The 18,689-nt window shown below is 34.0% G+C and carries 17 protein-coding genes; 7 read left to right on the top strand and 10 right to left on the bottom strand.

Annotated features, from left to right (window positions below):
- Window position 1 precedes the first annotated feature (1 nt).
- The gene (locus LG651_RS02490) at window positions 2-859 is read right to left on the bottom strand and encodes a YicC/YloC family endoribonuclease (protein WP_226694576.1); all 858 of its coding nucleotides are present in this window, start codon (window positions 857-859) and stop codon (window positions 2-4) included.
- Between the two features lie 243 nt (window positions 860-1,102).
- On the opposite strand from LG651_RS02490, the gene nirB reads away from it, so the two are divergent.
- From nirB to LG651_RS02455, 7 genes are all read left to right on the top strand, one after another.
- Window positions 1,103-3,619, top strand: coding sequence for a nitrite reductase large subunit NirB (gene nirB, locus LG651_RS02485; protein ID WP_226694575.1), 2,517 nt, complete (start codon window positions 1,103-1,105; stop codon window positions 3,617-3,619).
- A gap of 30 nt (window positions 3,620-3,649) precedes the next feature.
- A complete protein-coding gene (gene nirD / locus LG651_RS02480; protein WP_226694574.1) occupies window positions 3,650-4,027 on the top strand; it encodes a nitrite reductase small subunit NirD in 378 nt (125 codons plus the stop codon).
- Between the two features lie 15 nt (window positions 4,028-4,042).
- The gene (locus tag LG651_RS02475) at window positions 4,043-4,627 is read left to right on the top strand and encodes a DUF4202 domain-containing protein (RefSeq protein ID WP_226694573.1); all 585 of its coding nucleotides are present in this window, start codon (window positions 4,043-4,045) and stop codon (window positions 4,625-4,627) included.
- A gap of 15 nt (window positions 4,628-4,642) precedes the next feature.
- Window positions 4,643-6,499 carry a sensor histidine kinase gene (locus tag LG651_RS02470; protein ID WP_226694572.1) on the top strand — a complete coding sequence of 619 codons (1,857 nt, stop codon included), beginning with the start codon at window positions 4,643-4,645 and terminating at the stop codon, window positions 6,497-6,499.
- A gap of 13 nt (window positions 6,500-6,512) precedes the next feature.
- Window positions 6,513-7,187: a response regulator transcription factor gene (locus tag LG651_RS02465; RefSeq protein ID WP_226694571.1), complete on the top strand. Its 675-nt coding sequence runs from the start codon at window positions 6,513-6,515 to the stop codon at window positions 7,185-7,187.
- A gap of 235 nt (window positions 7,188-7,422) precedes the next feature.
- Entirely contained in the window at window positions 7,423-10,944 is a 3,522-nt protein-coding gene (locus tag LG651_RS02460) for a nitrate reductase (protein WP_226694570.1), read from the top strand.
- On the top strand, window positions 10,944-12,377 hold the full coding sequence (locus LG651_RS02455; protein ID WP_226694569.1) for a rubredoxin domain-containing protein: 1,434 nt from the start codon (window positions 10,944-10,946) through the stop codon (window positions 12,375-12,377). The genes LG651_RS02460 and LG651_RS02455 overlap by 1 nt, the downstream gene beginning before the upstream one ends.
- Before the next feature lie 115 nt (window positions 12,378-12,492).
- Here LG651_RS02455 and moaA read toward each other — a convergent pair whose 3' ends face one another.
- The 9 genes from moaA to LG651_RS02410 all read right to left on the bottom strand — a co-directional run bounded on the left by moaA (window position 12,493) and on the right by LG651_RS02410 (window position 18,475).
- The gene (moaA, locus tag LG651_RS02450) at window positions 12,493-13,500 is read right to left on the bottom strand and encodes a GTP 3',8-cyclase MoaA (protein ID WP_226694568.1); all 1,008 of its coding nucleotides are present in this window, start codon (window positions 13,498-13,500) and stop codon (window positions 12,493-12,495) included.
- An 84-nt stretch (window positions 13,501-13,584) separates the two neighbouring features.
- Window positions 13,585-14,496 carry a bifunctional molybdenum cofactor biosynthesis protein MoaC/MoaB gene (gene moaCB / locus LG651_RS02445; protein WP_226694567.1) on the bottom strand — a complete coding sequence of 304 codons (912 nt, stop codon included), beginning with the start codon at window positions 14,494-14,496 and terminating at the stop codon, window positions 13,585-13,587.
- A 94-nt stretch (window positions 14,497-14,590) separates the two neighbouring features.
- Window positions 14,591-14,878: a four helix bundle protein gene (locus tag LG651_RS02440; protein ID WP_226694566.1), complete on the bottom strand. Its 288-nt coding sequence runs from the start codon at window positions 14,876-14,878 to the stop codon at window positions 14,591-14,593.
- 26 nt (window positions 14,879-14,904) lie between these two features.
- Complete coding sequence (locus LG651_RS02435) at window positions 14,905-15,348, bottom strand: molybdenum cofactor biosynthesis protein MoaE (protein WP_226694565.1); 444 nt, start codon at window positions 15,346-15,348, stop codon at window positions 14,905-14,907.
- Between the two features lie 53 nt (window positions 15,349-15,401).
- Complete coding sequence (locus tag LG651_RS02430) at window positions 15,402-15,635, bottom strand: MoaD/ThiS family protein (RefSeq protein WP_226694564.1); 234 nt, start codon at window positions 15,633-15,635, stop codon at window positions 15,402-15,404.
- A complete protein-coding gene (mobA, locus tag LG651_RS02425; RefSeq protein WP_226694563.1) occupies window positions 15,619-16,203 on the bottom strand; it encodes a molybdenum cofactor guanylyltransferase in 585 nt (194 codons plus the stop codon). Before mobA ends, LG651_RS02430 begins: the two co-directional genes overlap by 17 nt.
- 1 nt (window position 16,204) lies before the next feature.
- Window positions 16,205-16,945 (bottom strand): sulfite exporter TauE/SafE family protein, encoded by a 741-nt coding sequence (locus tag LG651_RS02420; RefSeq protein ID WP_226694562.1) that lies wholly within the window; start codon window positions 16,943-16,945, stop codon window positions 16,205-16,207.
- A 1-nt stretch (window position 16,946) separates the two neighbouring features.
- Window positions 16,947-17,285 (bottom strand): winged helix-turn-helix domain-containing protein, encoded by a 339-nt coding sequence (locus LG651_RS02415; RefSeq protein ID WP_226694561.1) that lies wholly within the window; start codon window positions 17,283-17,285, stop codon window positions 16,947-16,949.
- 11 nt (window positions 17,286-17,296) lie between these two features.
- Window positions 17,297-18,475, bottom strand: a complete 1,179-nt coding sequence (locus LG651_RS02410) for a molybdopterin molybdotransferase MoeA (protein WP_226694560.1) — start codon at window positions 18,473-18,475, stop codon at window positions 17,297-17,299.
- Window positions 18,476-18,689 lie beyond the last annotated feature (214 nt).

Raw genomic sequence — 18,689 nt, 5'->3', positions numbered from 1 at the left:
TTTAAAGCACATTCAATAATTGTTCCTTAATTTTTTCTAGTTCGTCTTTCATTTGTACCACAAGCTGTTGCATTGGTGCATAATTACTTTTAGAGCCAATGGTGTTAATTTCTCTGCCCATTTCTTGGCTAATAAATCCAAGTTTTTTTCCGTTAGAATCTTTGGAGTTTATAGATTCTATAAAATAGTTAAGATGATTTTTTAAGCGCACTTTTTCTTCGGTAATATCAAACTTTTCGATATAATAAACCAGTTCTTGCTCGAATCTGTTTTCGTCGTATTTTTCTCTTAATTCCTCAACGCCTTTTAATAAGCGTTCTCTAACGCCCTCAACACGCTCTGGATCCATTGCTGCTACTTGTTCTAATAGGTTCTCTAGGGTTTTTATGCGTTGGTTAAAATCTTGCTCTAACACTTGGCCTTCATTAAGGCGGTATTTAACTAAATCGGAAACGGCATTATTAATTTCGGTTTGTATTGCTAACCATTCATCTTCATTAATTTCCTCTCTAACGGTATTTAAAGCGTCTGGGAAGCGCACTGCCATTTTAAGAAGTTCTACCTCGTTGGCATCAACAACTTGTTTTAGTTGTTCCATGTATTGTTTAACAACAGGAGTGTTTATTTGTGTAGAAGAATCATCGGCGGTGGCTTCAACGTATATTGAAAAATCTACTTTACCACGAACTAATTTATCGGCCAATAGTTTTCGAATACTTAGTTCCTTTTCTCTGTAAATCGACGGCATTCTTGCATTTAAGTCTAAGTTTTTACTGTTTAAAGACTTAAGTTCTATAGTGATTTTTTTTGTTGGTAATTGTAAAACAGATTTTCCGTAACCTGTCATTGAATAAATCATAAAGCTATGTGTTAAAGATTACAAAGGTAATTAAAAGTATAACTTTAGAAAACAGAGATTTTTATTCAGTTTAAAGAAATTTTATTATTCGTAAATATTGATATTGGTATTTTGTTTAATGTTTAATTTTTAATATTTCAATTTAGTAATTTCATAATAATATGAGTTATCTTCATTTTTAAATCTAAAATTAAGTATAATTACGTAGTTTTTACTTATATTTGTTTTGTAAAATACGTAGTTATGAAAAAAATCATAGTAGTAGGTAATGGAATGGTAGGTTATAAATTTTGTGAAAAATTTGTACAGCAATCAACCGATAGTGCTTTTAAATTAACTGTTTTTGGCGAAGAGCCTCGTCCGGCTTACGATCGTGTTCATTTAAGTGAATATTTTGAAAATCAAGACGCCAAAGCATTAGAAATGGCTCCTGCTGAATGGTATGTAGAAAATGGAATCGATTTGGTTACAAACGAGCGTGTGGTAGATATACATCGTGATTCTAAAACAATTACCACATCAAAAGATAGAACCTTTACTTACGATTATTTAATTCTTGCTACAGGATCTTCACCTTTTGTGCCGCCAATTAAAGGTGTTGAGAAAAAAGGGGTTTTTGTTTACAGAACTATTGAAGATTTGGAAGGCATGCTAGCTTATGCTGCAGATTTAAAAAAGACTAATCCAGATGCTAAAGCGGCTGTTTTAGGTGGTGGTTTACTTGGTTTAGAGGCTGGTAAAGCTGTTTTAGATATGGGCTTAGAACCACATATTGTAGAGTTTGCACCTAAACTAATGCCAAGACAATTAGATTCTAGAAGTAGTAAAGTGCTTCAGTTAAAATTAGAATCTATTGGTTTAAATATTCATTTAAGTAAAGCAACAAATCAAATTTTAGGAGACGATGCCATTGTTGGAATGGAGTTTGGTGAAGACGATGTTTTAAATGTTGATATGCTAATTGTTTCGGCAGGTATTCGCCCGCGTGATGAACTCGCTAAAACATGCGATTTAGAAGTTGGTGTTCGTGGCGGTATTGTGGTTAATAACAAAATGCAAACCACCGACGAGAATATTTATGCCATTGGTGAGGTAGCCTTGTTAAACCAAATGATTTATGGTTTGGTAGCTCCTGGTTACGATATGGCAGATATTGCGGTTAAACAAATTTTAGGAGATGTAAGTGCTGAAATGCCAGAAGAAATTGATATGTCTACAAAACTGAAATTAATTGGTGTAGATGTAGCGAGTTTTGGAGAGCCTTTTATGCCAGCATCAAAAGGACATTCAATAATATATGAAGATAAAACGAAGTTTTTATATAAACGTATTAATGTAAGTTTAGATAGAAAAACACTTCTTGGTGGAATTTTAGTTGGCGATGCTGCCGATTATAATATGTTACACCAAATGTATATGAATAGTATGGCTATTCCAGAAGAGCCAGCACAATTAATTTTACCAACTAGCGATGGGGCTGCAGCCTTTGGCGATGTTATGGATTTACCAGACGATGCACAAGTTTGTTCCTGCGAAAGTGTAACTAAAGGGCAAATTTGCGGCGCTATTGAAAGTGGTGAAGCTAAAGATTTAGCCGATGTTGTGTCGTGCACAAAAGCAGGAACTGGTTGTGGTGGTTGTAAACCAATGGTTAAAGATATTACCGAAGCAACTTTAAAATCTTTAGGTATTGAGGTTAAAGATTCTATTTGTGAGCATTTCGATTATAACCGTCAAGATTTATATAAAATTATCCAGGTTAAAGGTTACCAAACGTTTAACGAGGTTTTAGATAATCACGGAAATGGTGGTCATGGTTGCGAGCTGTGTAAGCCTGTAGTAGCATCGTTAATGGCAAGTATTCATGCCGATACCGCGAATAAGGAATATGCTATTCAAGATTCAAACGACAGATTTTTAGCCAATATTCAGCGAAACGGAACGTATTCTGTAGTGCCTAGAGTTCCTGGTGGAGAAATTACACCGGATAAGTTAATTGCACTTGGCGAAATAGCTAAAAAATACGATTTATACACAAAAGTAACGGGTGGTGTTCGTATCGATTTATTTGGTGCAACCTTAAATCAATTACCATTAATTTGGAAAGATTTAATAGCGCATGGTTTCGAGAGTGGTCATGCTTATGGTAAATCACTACGTACTGTAAAAACCTGTGTAGGTTCTACTTGGTGTCGTTACGGTATGGACGAAAGTGTGAGTTTTGGTATAGAGCTAGAAAACCGCTATCGTGGTATTCGTGCACCGCATAAAATTAAAGGTGGTGTTTCTGGTTGTATTCGTGAATGTGCCGAAGCTCGCGGAAAAGATTTTGGTTTAATTGCTGTTGAGGGCGGTTGGAATCTTTATGTTGGTGGTAACGGTGGTGCAACACCTAGACATGCCGAGTTATTTGCAGAGCAAATTGATAACGAAACCGTAATTAAATACTTAGATCGTTACTTAATGTTGTACATGCGTACAGCAAAACCGTTACAACGTACTGCTGCATGGCAAGAACGACTAGAAGGCGGTATAGAATATTTAAAAGAAGTTATTATAGAAGATAAATTAGGTATTGCAAAAGATTTAGAAGAAGAAATGCAAACCTTAGTGAATAAGTTTGAATGCGAATGGACACAAGCTGTTAACGATCCAGAAATGATGAAACGTTTTAATCATTTTGTAAATAGCAAAGAAGAAGACGATAACATTGTTTTCGTGCCAATGAGAGATCAAAAAATGCCAGAACCTTGGAAATAATAATTACAGCTAAAAACACAAAACATAAACATGATTACAGTTGCTAAAAAATATAAAAGCGTAAAACCAGACGAGGTAAAAGTTTGGTTTAAAGCGGCGTCGGTTAACGATTTTCCAAAAGATGGTGGTGCTTGCGTAAAGTATAAAGATTTACAAATAGCCGTTTTTAACTTTGCTAGATTAAATACTTGGTTTGCTACGCAAAACTTATCGCCAGAAAAAGAAGAAATGGTGTTAAGTCGTGGCATGATTGGCGATCATAAAGGAACGCCTATGGTAGCTTGTCCTTTACATAAAAAATTATTTTCTTTAGTAGATGGCACTAATTTAAATGGCGATTTAGATCCTATTGCAACATATCCTATAAAAATTGAAGAAGAAAATGTGTATATTGGCTTTGCAGACTAATATTTAAAAACACATATGAAGCCTACTAGATTTGAAACCGCAATAGCATTAATAGATAAAAAAAACGCAGAAGACACAAATGTATATACAACCAATGGATTAAATTTTCCAAAGGAATTATTGTATTCGCAACGCATGTCGCAAAAATTATTGCAATTTAAACCTAATGCTTCAAGAGCATTGCAATTAGCAGCGCGAGCACAACACATTTGTCGTTGGAAAATAGATAGGAAAGAATATCCAATGGATCGTGTTGGGTATTTAAAATGGCGGGAGGCTTTAAAAAAAATGCATGCCGATTTAACTGAAGAGATTTTAAAAGAAGTAGGTTACAACGATGAGTTTATTAAACGAGTAACCGACTTAATAAAAAAGAAACTAATAAAGAAAAACGAAGAAACGCAAATACTAGAAGATGTTATTTGTTTGGTGTTTTTAGATTATTATTTCGAAGAGTTTGCCGAAAAACATTCCGATGAAAAAATAATTGATATTCTTCAAAAAACATGGGTTAAAATGTCTGATGAAGGCCATGAAGAAGCCTTAAAAATTAAGTATTCAGAAAAAAGTTTGGCGCTTATAAAACAGGCTTTAGCATAAATTTAAATTATAAATATGAGTAACAACGGCAACACATTGGACCAACGTACCTTTGGTAAACTAAGCCGGTTGTACATTATTGCGTTAACAGTAATTGCGATATCTATTATAGTAAGTCAGTATTTAGTTAGGCGGCATCTTAATACTCAAGAAAGCGATTCAACAATTATTAACGTTGCAGGACGGCAACGTATGCTTAGCCAAAAGCTTACAAAAGATATTTTAAAACTTAACTCAGCTAAAAATTTAGATGTTCAGCTTCAATTAAAAAACCAAATAAAGCAAACCTTAAGTCTTTGGGAAACATCGCATTATGCTTTGCAAAATGGTAGCGATAGTATGGGCTTGCCGGGAGACAACAGTAAGGCTATTCAATTAAAATTTCAAAAATTAAAACCTGTTTTTTTAAGTATTAGTAATGCTTCTAGAGGAATTATTGCTAAAATTGAAAAAACACCTCCTCTGCCCTTAAGTCAATACAAGTTTGAAATTGAAACTGTTACCAATGCCGAAGGTGAATTTTTGGTTTTAATGGACGACATTGTAAATCAATATGATATTGAGGCAACTAAAAAAGTAAATTGGTTACGCCAGTTAGAGACAATAATTACGGTGTTTACCTTGGTGGTTTTATTATTAGAATTTCTGTTTATTTTCTGGCCAACAGCAAAAAATATTAGAGCCACTTTATTCGATTTAATTAATGCAGAACGAAATGCTAAAAAAATGGCAATTGAAGCCGATGAATTAAGTATCGCTAAAGAAAAATCAATTAAGGAATTACGAGCGTTAAATTATGCCATGGACGAAACTTTGCTTTTTGCAAGAATAACCCCAAGTGGTTCTTTGGTGCACATGGGTAAAAAGTTTTCTAAATTGTTTAGAGTTTCTCGTTTTAGTGTGTCAAATTCTTTTGCCGAAATACTTTCAATTCACGAAAATGAGCAATTGGTAATTGAAAATATAGTAGCGAAATATAAAAAAATTGGCTGGCAAGGCGAAGTGAAAGCAACTACTAAAGAGGAAAAAGATATTTGGCTAGAAATGGCTTTTATACCTTTTAATCCTTCCGAAGATAAATCTGAGTTACTTATAATTGCTTCAGATATTACGTATAGAAAAGAAGCGCAACTTGAAATTGAACGTTTAACCAAGCAAGGTTTCGACGAAAAAATGAGTCATCAAAAAGTCATTTCAAGTCAAATTATAGAAAATCAAGAAAAAGAACAAAGCCGTATAGCTAAAGATGTTCATGATGGGATTGGGCAAATGCTAACAGGTTTAAAATATAATTTAGAAAGTATAAATTTAAACGATACCGATAAAGCAGCGCAAAAAATAGAATACTTAAAAGAGCTGGCGTTAAATATTATAAAAGGCGTTCGCACGGCAACTTTTAATTTAACGCCTCCCGAATTATCCGATCATGGCGTTGTACCTGCCATTACTAAATTAATACAGGAACTCTCTAAGCTTACTAATAAAAACATTCAAATTTTTAATAAAAGTAATTTTAATCAGCGGTTAGATTCGTTAGTCGAAATAAACATATATCGTATTGTTCAAGAGGCAGTTAATAACGCTATTAAGTATGCAGAATCTTCATATATAATTGTGTCTCTTGCGCATAGTGAGAATATACTAAGTATTGTGATAGATGATAACGGTAAGGGGTTTAATCCTAAAAAAGTAGAAAAAGTAAAAAATGGAGATGGTGGTATGGGAATGACTTTTATGAGAGAGCGTATAAAATTTATTGATGGTCGCTTTTTTATATCATCGGAGGAAGGAAAAGGCACGCGGGTAACGTTAAACATACCGTTGCCCAAAGAAGTAAATAAGGAAAAATTAGTAAATTTACCAACAATATAAACTAAGCTAAGTTATGGATGTTATAAATGTGGTTTTGGCCGACGATCATGTGTTAGTTCGCGATGGTATAAAGGCTTTGTTAGAAGATCAAGACGGTATAAATGTTGTTAATGAAGCATCAGATGGTGTAGAGGCTTTAGAAATAATTGATAACGAACAACCGCACGTTTTAATTGTAGATATACGTATGCCAAATAAAAACGGGATTGAAGTTGTTGGGGAGTTAAAACAAAAACACCCTAAAGTAAAAGCTTTGGTGTTATCTATGCACGATTCCGAAGAATATGTACTAAAATCTATTCAGGCTGGTGCCGATGGTTATATGCTTAAAGGAGCGAGTAAAGATGAGTTTTTAAAAGCGCTTAATACAGTGGCCTCTGGAGGTAAGTATTTTACAGGTGAAGTATCTGCTATTTTGCTCAATAATTTTGTTGGTGGAAATAATACTGAATCAGAAATAATAGTACCAAAACCGCAAATAGCAAAAGAAGATCCTTTTAAATTAACTAAACGCGAAAAACAAATTTTAGAACTAGTGTTGCAGTTAAAAAATAATAAAGATATAGCTAAAGAGTTAGAGATAAGTAAACGAACCGCCGAAGTACATCGCTTTAATTTAATGAAGAAATTAAACGTTAAAAACCTCATGGAATTAACAAATAAAGCAAAGGAGTACGAACTTATTTAAGGTAGTATAAACTTAATTTTTAGCGATTTGTATTTTTTTAAGTATAAATCGCTTTCTTTTTGTCATATTCTTAAAAAGTAAAATTTCTTATTGTAAATATCATATTAATTTAAAAATACGTATAAAGTACTTAGAAAATTAAGTATTTATACGTATTTTTGATATGAGTTATATTTTTATTTTTTAAAATAAATTCACATCAAAATTTACCTTAATTTAGAAGAAAGCCTTTGTTATGTTAAAAAATGAAATTAAAACAACCTGTTCTTATTGCGGTGTTGGCTGCGGAATTGTAGTTAAAAAAGATAATAACGATAAGGTATTTGTTGAGGGCGATAAAGATCATCCTGTTAATAAAGGTATGCTTTGTAGTAAAGGTATGAATTTGCATTATGTTGCTAACGATACTTCCGATAGAATTTTATATCCAGAAATGCGTTGGTCTCGTTCTCATCCCAGAGAACGCGTAAGTTGGGACGACGCACTCGATAGAGCAGCTAGTGTTTTTAAAACCATGATTAAAAAATATGGTCCAGATAGTGTTGCTTTTTACGTTTCAGGACAAAGTTTAACCGAAGAATATTACATAGCAAATAAATTAACAAAAGGCTTCTTGGGAACCAATAATATCGACACAAACTCTCGTTTGTGTATGAGTTCTGCCGTGGTAGGTTATAAAAAAACTTTTGGTGAAGATAGTGTTCCTATTTCGTACGAAGATATTGAGCTTGCAGACTGTTTTTTAATTACTGGGGCAAATCCAGCTTGGTGCCATCCTATTTTATTCAGAAGGATTGAAAAACATAAAGAAGAAAACCCGAACGTTAAAATTATTGTTGTCGATCCGCGAAAAACCGATTCGGCAAATTTTGCAGATATTCATTTACAACTTATTCCAGGAACCGATATTATTCTTTACAATGCTATTGCACGTTGTATATACGAACGCGGTTTAATAGATGAAGATTTTATAAATAATTACACCGATGGTTTTACAGCTTATAAAGAACTCATTTTTAAAACTTCGGTTAAACAAGCTTCTAAACTTTGTGGTGTTCCCGAAAAAAGCATTCGTAAGGTTGCCGATGTAATAGGGCTTTCAAAAGGTTTTATTAGCATGTGGGCAATGGGGCTTAACCAAAGCGTTGTAGGAACCGATAAAAATGTATCGCTCTTAAACTTATCGCTAATTACAGGAAATGTTGGTAAGCCGGGAGCAGGTCCATTTTCATTAACTGGTCAGCCAAATGCCATGGGCGGGCGTGAAGTTGGCGGTATGGCAAATTTGTTGGCTGTACATAAAGATTTGGCAAATGCAGAACACCGTCGCGAAGTCGCTCAATTTTGGGGTGTTGAAGATATTTCACCTAAACCAGGACTAACAGCTACCCAAATGTTCGATGCTTTAGAGTCGGGTGAATTAAAAGCCATTTGGATTGCATGCACAAATCCAGCAGTTAGTTTACCAAATTCTCATAAAATAGAAAAAGCTATGGCAAACGCTAAGTTTGTTGTGGTACAAGATATATCTCATAAATCGGATACAACAGAGTATGCCGATTTGTTGCTTCCTGCGGCCGGATGGTTGGAAAAAGAAGGAACAATGACGAATTCTGAACGCAGAATTTCGTACTTGCCTAAAGAAATTCAAGCACCAGGCGAAGCGCGTCCAGACGTTGAAATTTTCTGCGACTTTGCGCAACGCATGGGCTTTCGTGGATTTAATTATAACAGTGCCGAAGAAATATACGATGAATATTGTAGCATGACTAAAGGCACCAATATTGATGTGTCTTTTCTTAATTACGACAGGTTAAAAACCGAAGGTACATTCCAGTGGCCAGTGCCAGAATACAGGCATGCAGGAACACCGCGTTTGTTCGAAGATAAAGTGTTTTATACCCCATCGAAAAAAGCGATTTTTAACGTGCCCACTTCCGTAGAAAATACGGCTGTAAAACCTAATGGCGATTTTCCTTTGGTTTTAACTACAGGTCGTGTGCGTGACCAATGGCATACCATGACCAAAACGGGTAAAGTAGCTCGATTAAAAACGCATTATCCTAAGCCTGTATTAGAAATTAATCCTGTAGATGCCTATTTAAATAATATAAAAGAAGGCGATATTACACAAATAACTAGCGAAAATGGCGAGGTTCGTGTGCGAGCAAAGGTTACCAAAAATATAGCTAAAGGTGTCGTGTTTTTACCAATGCACTGGGGAAAACAGTTGCAAAACACTCTAAATAGAGCTAATAATTTAACGCACACTGTTTTAGATCCAAGTAGTAAAGAACCCGATTTTAAATATACCCGCGTTAAGGTCGCTAAATATAAAAAGCCAAAAGATAAAATTATAATTGTAGGTGCAGGTGCTGCGGCATTTAGGTTTGTGCAAAATTATCGTGAATTAAATGAAGCGGACGATATTCACGTATTTTCTAAAGAGCCTAATTTATTTTATAACCGTGTGCTGCTTCCCGAATATGTAACCGATGAATTAAGTTGGGAGCAATTACTTAAAATTAAGAAGCAAGAACTTTCTAAACTCGATATTAACGTGCATCCTGAAACGTTTATAGTCGAAATAAACCAGAAAGAAAAATACGTAATAGATAGTAATAACGAGAAGCATAATTTTGATAAACTTATTTTGGCCACAGGTAGTCGTGCCTTTGTGCCGCGTGATGTTCAAATAGATTTGCCAGGGCGTTTTACCATGCGTAACAAACAAGATGCCGATGAGTTTAAAGCTTATCTCGATGCTACAGGCTTGCCGCCAGAAGAGCAACATGTTGTAATTGTTGGTGGTGGTTTACTTGGTTTAGAATTGGCTGCTGCCATGAAACATAAAAACGCTAAAATTACTATTATCCAACGTGCTTCACGATTAATGGAGCGCCAATTAGATAGTATTTCGAGTAAATTATTATCGCTTGATGTGCAAGAACGTGGCATTCAAATTTATTTTGATAACGAAGTAAGCACGGTTTTCGACGATGAAGATACAGGTGAATTAAATATTACCCTAAAAAGTGGTAAGTTTTTAACTGCAAACGCCATTGTTTATGCTATTGGAACTATACCAAATGTTGAAATAGCTCGAGAAAATGGTATTTTATGCGGAAGAGGTGTTAAGGTAAATCAACATTTACAATCTTGTAATCCAGATATTTTTGCCATTGGTGAAATTGCCGAATATAACAATCAGTTATTTGGAATTACCTCGGCGGCCGAAGAGCAAGCTAATATTTTAGCCAATTATATTGCCGGCGATTTAGGGTCGTCGTATCACGGTTCGGTACTTATGAATATTTTAAAATTCAACGATTTAAACTTGTGTAGTATAGGAGAAATTAAAGTGCCTGAGAACGACAATAGCTACGAAGAAATTATTTTTACCGATATAAAGAAACGCTACTACAAAAAATGTATAGTAAAAGACGATTTACTTATTGGAGCGGTTTTAATGGGAGATAAAAATGAATTTGCTGAGTTTAAATCGATGATTGAAAGTAAAATTGAAATGGCCGAAAAGCGAGATACTTTACTTCGTGGCGCATCAAATACAGAACCAGTAAAAGGGGAATTAGTGTGTTCGTGTAGTCAAGTAGGTGTTGGTAATATTGAAGAAGCGATTCGTGGCGGGTGTGTAGATTTTACCGAATTATGTAATTCTACTGGAGCCGGTTTAGGCTGTGGTAGTTGTAAAACCGAAGTGCGAGAAATTCTTAATAACTCTAAAGTATTAGCGTAATGATTGAGCCATACAGATTACGAATAAACGGCGGTGTATTATCGCCAGGAGAATTAAAATATATATGCGAAGCTGCAGAATATTTAGGATTAGATGCTATTTCCTTTGGGTCTCGTCAGGATATTATTTTCCCCGAAGAAATCGATGAAAGTAAATTTAGCCAATTCGATAAAATAAAATTTGTAAAACCAAAACGCGATGGTGTAGAAAATTTATCATCATCCTATGTGTCGGCCGATATTTTACCGAGCACTTCATGGTTAACAAGCGATCGCTATTTGTACATAATCGAGCAGTTTAAGCATAACCTAAAATTACGCGTAAATGTTACCGACCCAAAGCAACGAATGGTACCATTATTTACCGGAAATGTAAATTTTATTGCATCTGAGCATGAAGATTACTGGTATTTGTTTATTCGATTACCTGGTTGGAAAAAAACACAAATGTATCCGGCGTTAATTTATAGTTGGGATATGGATAAAATTGAATTGGCCATAGAAAATGTGCTTCAAGAAGATCCAGAGAATGTGGAAACCATTTTTCAGTTGGTTAGCGATGCTGTCGATACCAATAACAGAACAGTAGATAAACCGCTTGAAGTGCCGTTTTATCCGTTTCCTTATTACGAAGGCATGAATAGGATTGGTGATAAATATTGGTTAGGGTTATATTGGAGAAATAACCGTTACGATATAAAATTTTTAAAAGCACTGTGCGAAATATGTGCAGAAAATAAAGTTGGTAAAATATCTATAACACCATGGAAAAGCTTTATTGTTAAAGGAATTCCATCGGAATCGAAATTAGACTGGGAAAAGTTATTAGGCCGTTTTGGAATTAATGTTCGTCACTCGATGTTAGAAATGAATTGGCATTTACCAGTAAACGATAAAGAGGCTTTAAATCTTAAAAAATATTTAGTTACAAATTTCGATCAAAACGATATTAGTACCTATGGTTTAACGTTTGGAATTACAAGTTTCGATAGTACAACATATAACTTCACTTCGATAGTAATCGAAAAAAATAAAGCACCAGAATCTGTAGGCGATTTTGTAATTCGTGACACCTATAATTTGCTTTATGCTAAAAATTTCGATCCAAATACAAGAGAGTACATTGTGCATGTTCAAGATGTTGACATGGTTGAACTCCCAGGATTGTTAATGGAATTAAGTAAGTTATACTTTGAAAATTTAGGAAATGAAAGTGTTGATGATGAAGCAGATATTGTGATTTCTGAAACTTTAGAGGAAGCTGTATTTCAATGTAGTGAATGTTTAACGGTGTATAACAAAATTTATGGAGATGTTACACAAGACATTCCACCAAATACAAGTTTCGAGAATTTACCAGTTACTTACCAATGTTCGGTTTGTGAAGCTCCTAAATCGAGTTTTGAAAAAAGGACTTTAGTTAGTAAAATTTAATCGGGAAAAGGATTGCAGCCTGTCGGTTTGAGGTTTTTAGTTAGTTAAAACTTAAGAAGTAGTGAGAGGCATTCTCAATTTTAATTGTTTAAAATATTACTTAAACCGGCATTTGCTATCCTCCTATGGTTATCATGCTTCTATTTTTGGAGTGAAGCTGAGGTTTTTCTAGTTTTTGTAAAGTGTCCATCCCACCACGTATTTTAAACTTGGCTTCTATGGCTTTTTTAATAACAGGTTCTATAGATTTTCCTTGGCGAAGTGTTGTTAACAAGTCAGATTCTTCAGCAGAAAATAAACAATTTTTTAACTGGCCATTTGCAGTTAATCTAAGTCGGTTACATGAATCGCAAAACGGATTGGTAACAGAACTTATAATGGCGAAACTTCCTTTATAGCCTTTAATTTTATAGTTTTTAGAGGTGTCGTTCGGGGCATCTTGTAATCTTAAAATATCATTTTTGTTAAATGCTTCTTCGGCATATTGCATAACTTCAGCATAAGATATCATTTTACTTTTATCCCATTTATTACCATCAAAAGGCATAAACTCAATAAATCGAACAGAAATAGGCAGGTTTTTAGTAAATTTTATAAATTCTACTATTTCATCTTCATTAAAGTCTTTCATTAAAACCGCATTAAGTTTAACATTAAAGTCTTCATTTATAAGTTTTAAAATGTTGTTATAAACTTTATCGAAATTATTGCGGCGCGTTATATGTGTAAATTTTTCCTTGTTCAAAGAATCTAGGCTTACATTTATGTTTTTTACACCATATTTTTTTAAATCATCAATAAAACGATCTATAATTACTGCGTTTGAGGTGATGGATAATTCCACAGAAAGCGACGCTAGTTTTTCTAAAATGGTGCTAAAATCTTTACGCACTAGAGGTTCGCCACCGGTTAATCTAATTTTGGTTACACCATGATCTACAAAGGTTTTTGCGATGGTGTACACTTCTTCGTAGGTCATTAAATGACTTTTAGGCGATAAAGGTACGCCAGCTTCGGGCATGCAATATGTGCAGCGTAAATTGCACCTTTCGGTAAGCGAAATGCGTAAGTAGCTGTGTTGCCTATTAAATTTATCTGTTAGTATGTTTTTACTTTCGCTCATTTCTTTAATTGTTGAGTTGTTTAATCTTGAATTATTTAATTCTTGAAACGCTTAATCTATTAAACATTTGCACGACTAAACATTTTAATCATGTCGGGCACCTCTTAAAACTCCAAATACATGCTGCACCGATGGGAAAATAGCGTCCATAGATTCTTTTGCACCATTGGTTGATCCTGGAAGCGCTATAACCAAGGTGCTTCCAATAGTTCCAGCAACGCTTCTCGATAACATGGCGTATGGCATACGTTGCTGGCCGTAATTTCTAATGGCTTCTTCTATTCCTGGAATTCGTCTATCTAAAATAGGTATTAGTGCTTCTGGTGTTACGTCTCTTCCTGAAAGACCTGTGCCACCAGTGTAAATCACCATGTCAATCCCCATATTTTCATAGCTTTTTACTTTATTTTGAATGCTTTCAAGCTCATCAGGAATAATTACGTATTCTGAAACAGTAACTTCGCAAGTTTTTAGCTTTTCAATAATGGCTTTTCCTGCTTTATCTTCTTTATGTCCTGCCGATATACTGTCGCTACAAACTACAACGGCTGCGGTTAAATCTTTCCTGAATTTGTTTTTAAAATCAGATTTTCCTCCTTTTTTCTTTAGGAGTTTGATAGCATGAATTTCTATGCCTTTATCAATTGGTTTTAGCATATCGTACATGTTTAATGCTACAACGCTGGCGCCGTGCATAGCCTCAACTTCAACACCAGTTTTATAAATGGTTTTTACCGTGAAAATAACATGAATATCTAATCCGTCAATTTCATATTCAACACCGGTGAACTCAATAGGTAATGGGTGGCAATCGGGTAAAATATCGGGTGTGCGTTTTACACCTAAAAGTCCCGCAGCTTTACTCATGGCAAATACATGGCCTTTTGGCACGGTGTTGTTTTTTATAGCCTCTATAGTTTCTGGTTTACTAACCTTAACGGTTGCTTGGGCTATGGCTGTTCTAAGTGTTGTGTTTTTATGAGTGATGTCTACCATTTTATTATTTTGTATTGTATAATTTTTATTGATTATTTTTTGCTTGCTGTTTTTCTTGAAGCAATGAAAATAGAGGTCAATTCGCTAGATTCTTTCAATAAATAGTTGATTTTATTTTCTGAAATTTTAATTGTTCGTCGCGTGTAAATTCTAACCAAAAATTTGATTCATCAACCTCTTCTATTACTATGCTTATTTTAGCAATAAAACTAGCTTTTGATTGCGCAATACAGGTTGCTCTATAATTAGCAGCAACCGATGTTGAGCATCTAATTAACTGTCCTTTTATGTGATTTGCTAAATATGTTTTAGGTAAATACTCAGTCAATTTAATGCAATTATGAGCAAAAATTTTTGTACGTTTTTTTAGGACTTCTTTCATAATAATCAATAATTATTAGTCAATAATCAATTATTAACTTTCCATTGATGCGATTGGTCTTCGAAAATTTCTTTGCCAAAAACGGGAACATGTGCTTTTATTTCTTCCACAACATATTCTAAAGCTTCAAAAACTACTTTACGGTGTGGTGCAGAAACAAAAACAAATAGGCAAATTTCTCCAGCTTTTACTGTCCCTAAACTGTGGTAAATATGCATGCAAGTGAGTTCAAATTTATTAAAAGTGGCTTCACGGATATCATGAAATTTTTGGTTTGCCATGTCTTGGTAAGCTGTGTATTCTATGGCTGAAACTGTTTTGTCGTCAACTTTATCGGCACGCACTTGACCAAGAAAAATATTATGTGCGCCAATGCTAGTTTTACTTTGGTGCTTGTAAATGCTATTTCCTATAAATTCTGATGAAATAGGGCCTTCTTTAAATACGTTTTTTATGGTTTTATTTTTCATATGTTTTTTTTGAGTTTGGCTATTCTTCCGCGAAAGCGAAAAAAATAAATTATTTATCCGCCTGCAAAAGGAGGTAATAGTGCGATTTCGGCTCCAGATATTTTAGTGTTTAACGAAACTAATTCTTGATTTTGAGCAATTTGAAAGCCTAAATCTTTTAGTTTAATATATTTTGCTTGAAGTGTATTTAATACATCGGCAATTTGATTGCCTGAAACCTCAAGAGTTTCTTCGGTTTTATGGGTAACTTCCACTATTTGCCCGAAATATTTAATAGTTATTTGCATTTTTTATAGCGTTAAATTCGTTAGGTGTATTTATGTTGGTTGTGGTTTGTTGTTCGTTGTTTTTTAAAACTATTTGTTTTGTTTTAAGCGATTTTAAAACCATTTGCAATCGTTTTTCATTGTTTTGTAATGCGTTTTTAAAAGTGTTACGACACGATTTTTTGTACAACCCAATTAGTGGCATAAGTCTGTTGTTGCTTTTGGTTAAAACAGCATCAAAATCGTTAGGTATTTCATTTAATAGTTTTTGTAATATTTCGGTTTTAATTAATGGAATATCGCAGCTTAAAATTAAGTTCCACTTGGTTTTTGATGCGGCTAAGCCTGAATAAATTCCTGCTACCGGACCAGAGTTTTTAATGGTATCTTCAACTCTTTGGCATTTAAAAACATCGTAGTCTTTGTTGTCTGAAACAATAAGAGTTTCAGAAACTAATGGTTTTAATGCGTCGATACTGTGGGAAACAAAATATTTGTTATTCAGTTTTAAAAACCCTTTATCGGTTCCCATTCTAGAGCTTTTTCCGCCGGCTAAAACAATGCCTGTTATGTGGTTTTTGTTAATCATTTTAAGTTAAAATCAATTTAAAACAGGCAATTATTAGTACAAAAGCTAAAATATGGCGTAACCTTTTGTTGTTTAGTTTTTTGCTGCCAAAATAGCCTCCTAAAGTTCCGCCAATTAACGCAATAATAACTAGTATAAATGATTCGGATTTAATGGTAACACCGCTACTAATTTGCCCAATTAATCCAGATGCAGAATTTACCCAAATAAATAGTGCTGAAACTGCTGCGGCTTCCTTCATTTTACCCCAATGTAACAGTAAAATTACTGGGGTTAATATTATGCCGCCTCCAATACCTATTAAACCTGAAAAAAAACCGATTATGCCACCAAAAATAAGTCCTTGCCATAGTTTTAACGGTTTTATATTTTCTTTTTTATTGCCAAAAACATTAAGCATTTTTAAGATGGCGAATACGAGTAGTATGGCTAATATTTTCTTGTATATAGAAGCGTCAACTTCAATGGTTCCGCCTAAAAATGCACAAGGAATGGAGGTAATGGCGAATGCTAAAAACAGCTTTTTATTAAAATGTCCTGCTTTAAAATAATAGTAAAACGATATGCCGGCCACAAATAAATTAAGAAGTAAAGCGGTGGGTTTCATAGTTTCTGGAGCAAAAGAAAATAAGGCCATTAATGCTAGATAGCCACTTGCTCCACCATGTCCTACACTTGCGTATAGAAATGATACAATTGGTAGTATTGTAAGGAAAATATATATGTTTTCGGTTTGAAGCATTTTATAAACTATCTATTTTTTGTATTTGCTTATCCAAAAAATCCCAGCAATTTTGGTTTATCTCATCAAAAGCAGTAATTAAAGATTTGCCGTAATCTGTTAATTCGGCACCACCGCCACCTTTGCCGCCAGTGCTATTTATGGTCACAGGTTTTTTGGCTGATTTGTTTACAGAATCTAAAAGCGTCCATGCCTTTTTATATGAAATGTTTAACGATTTAGCAGCTTTCGAAAGTGACCCTGTTTGGGCTATAGCTTTTAATAATTGTACACGACCTTGACCAAGCAGCACGTTGTTGTCTGCTTCAATCCATATTCTACTTTTAATTTTATAGCTCATGTTATTAAGGTTTAAACAGGGAGTAAAATGGTTTCTACGGTGTCGTTTATTTTTATTTCAGAAATATTTTCTGGAATAAAAACTAAAGCATTTGCTAAGGCAAAAGTTTGAAGCATTGATGAGTTTTGACCTTCAAGAATTTCTACTTTTCCTTCAGAATATATCGCTTTTAAAAATTGCGGACGATCACCTTTTTTTGTGAAGTTACAGTTTGATATTGCTTGTTTTCTTGGTAATTCTATTTCGCTTCTGTTCATCATTTTTTGTAATGCGATATAAACGTACACATAAAAACAGCTTAATGCGGCTGCCGGATTTCCGGGTAATGCAAAAATAGAGGTGTTATCTTTTTTTCCGAAGAATAAAGGTTTCCCTGGTTTTTGTTTTACTTTATAAAAATGCTCTTTTACATTTAATTCATTTAAAGCTTTACCAACAAAATCGTAATCGCCAACAGAGATGCCGCCGGTAATTATTACCAAGTCGTTTGTTTTAATTGCTGAATTTAAGAGTTGTAATGTTTTTTCGTAATTGTCTTTAACTTTATGAAGTGTAACGTTGTAAAATTTTAAACCATATAAAGCGGTTTGAAGCATTTTAGAGTTGCTCTCGTAAATTTGTCCGTGTTTTAGTGGCGTTCCGGGTTCAATAAGTTCGTTACCAGTTGTAATAATAGCAATGTCTGGTTTTTTAATTACTGAAACTTCGGTGATTCCTAGAGACGTTAAATAACCAATGGCAGCTGGGTTTAATTTGATTCCTTTTTTTAAAGCAATGTCCCCTTTTTTTACCTGCTCGCCTAAAGGGCGTATATTGAGTTGTTCATTAATTTGATGGTCAATTTTAATTTGTTTGCCCTTTACTACAATTTTCTCTTGCATCATTATGGCGTTTGCTGTGTCTGGAACAGCCGCACCAGTAAAAATTCTAACGGCTTCACCTGGTTTTAAAATCGGTTGGTGTTGGTCTCCGGCTTTAACTTCATCAATTAAATTATAAGTTAAGCTATCGTGTAGGTTTAAGGCATAACCATCCATGGCAGATTGCCTAAATGGTGGCATGTTAATAGGGGAAATTAAGTTGTTTGCTAGAATATAACCATTTGCTTTTTCAATAGGTTTTATTGTTGTTTTAAAGCTGGGTGTAATACTTAATTTTATTTTTGAAATAGCATCAGTAATAGATATCATTTTTTTTCGTTGTGTTTTTGTAAATATAACGCTTTTTTGAAGTAGAGGTTGTTTTGTGTGCTTTTTTTAGTAAAAAGCCTTTTAATATGGGTGTTAATTTTGAATTTCATAAATAAGACTCTTTCTATTTGCGTATTTTGTAAAAATAAGTATAAACACAAAAAACTAAGTATAATTACTTATATTTGATATTGAAAAATAGTTATTTATAATT

The sequence above is a fragment of the Neotamlana sargassicola genome, from assembly GCF_020523965.1.
Lineage (GTDB): Bacteria > Bacteroidota > Bacteroidia > Flavobacteriales > Flavobacteriaceae > Neotamlana > Neotamlana sargassicola.
Note: the sequence above shows the minus strand (reverse complement) of the source record. Positions and strands in the feature narration are given on the sequence as shown.

Bases quoted from the DNA above. Each gene is read 5' to 3' on its own strand.
- LG651_RS02490 (WP_226694576.1), bottom strand. From the start codon at position 859: ATGATTTATTCAATGACAGGTTACGGAAAATCTGTTTTACAATTACCA.
- nirB (WP_226694575.1), top strand. From the start codon at position 1,103: ATGAAAAAAATCATAGTAGTAGGTAATGGAATGGTAGGTTATAAATTT.
- nirD (WP_226694574.1), top strand. From the start codon at position 3,650: ATGATTACAGTTGCTAAAAAATATAAAAGCGTAAAACCAGACGAGGTA.
- LG651_RS02475 (WP_226694573.1), top strand. From the start codon at position 4,043: ATGAAGCCTACTAGATTTGAAACCGCAATAGCATTAATAGATAAAAAA.
- LG651_RS02470 (WP_226694572.1), top strand. From the start codon at position 4,643: ATGAGTAACAACGGCAACACATTGGACCAACGTACCTTTGGTAAACTA.
- LG651_RS02465 (WP_226694571.1), top strand. From the start codon at position 6,513: ATGGATGTTATAAATGTGGTTTTGGCCGACGATCATGTGTTAGTTCGC.
- LG651_RS02460 (WP_226694570.1), top strand. From the start codon at position 7,423: ATGTTAAAAAATGAAATTAAAACAACCTGTTCTTATTGCGGTGTTGGC.
- LG651_RS02455 (WP_226694569.1), top strand. From the start codon at position 10,944: ATGATTGAGCCATACAGATTACGAATAAACGGCGGTGTATTATCGCCA.
- moaA (WP_226694568.1), bottom strand. From the start codon at position 13,500: ATGAGCGAAAGTAAAAACATACTAACAGATAAATTTAATAGGCAACAC.
- moaCB (WP_226694567.1), bottom strand. From the start codon at position 14,496: ATGGTAGACATCACTCATAAAAACACAACACTTAGAACAGCCATAGCC.
- LG651_RS02440 (WP_226694566.1), bottom strand. From the start codon at position 14,878: ATGAAAGAAGTCCTAAAAAAACGTACAAAAATTTTTGCTCATAATTGC.
- LG651_RS02435 (WP_226694565.1), bottom strand. From the start codon at position 15,348: ATGAAAAATAAAACCATAAAAAACGTATTTAAAGAAGGCCCTATTTCA.
- LG651_RS02430 (WP_226694564.1), bottom strand. From the start codon at position 15,635: ATGCAAATAACTATTAAATATTTCGGGCAAATAGTGGAAGTTACCCAT.
- mobA (WP_226694563.1), bottom strand. From the start codon at position 16,203: ATGATTAACAAAAACCACATAACAGGCATTGTTTTAGCCGGCGGAAAA.
- LG651_RS02420 (WP_226694562.1), bottom strand. From the start codon at position 16,945: ATGCTTCAAACCGAAAACATATATATTTTCCTTACAATACTACCAATT.
- LG651_RS02415 (WP_226694561.1), bottom strand. From the start codon at position 17,285: ATGAGCTATAAAATTAAAAGTAGAATATGGATTGAAGCAGACAACAAC.
- LG651_RS02410 (WP_226694560.1), bottom strand. From the start codon at position 18,475: ATGATATCTATTACTGATGCTATTTCAAAAATAAAATTAAGTATTACA.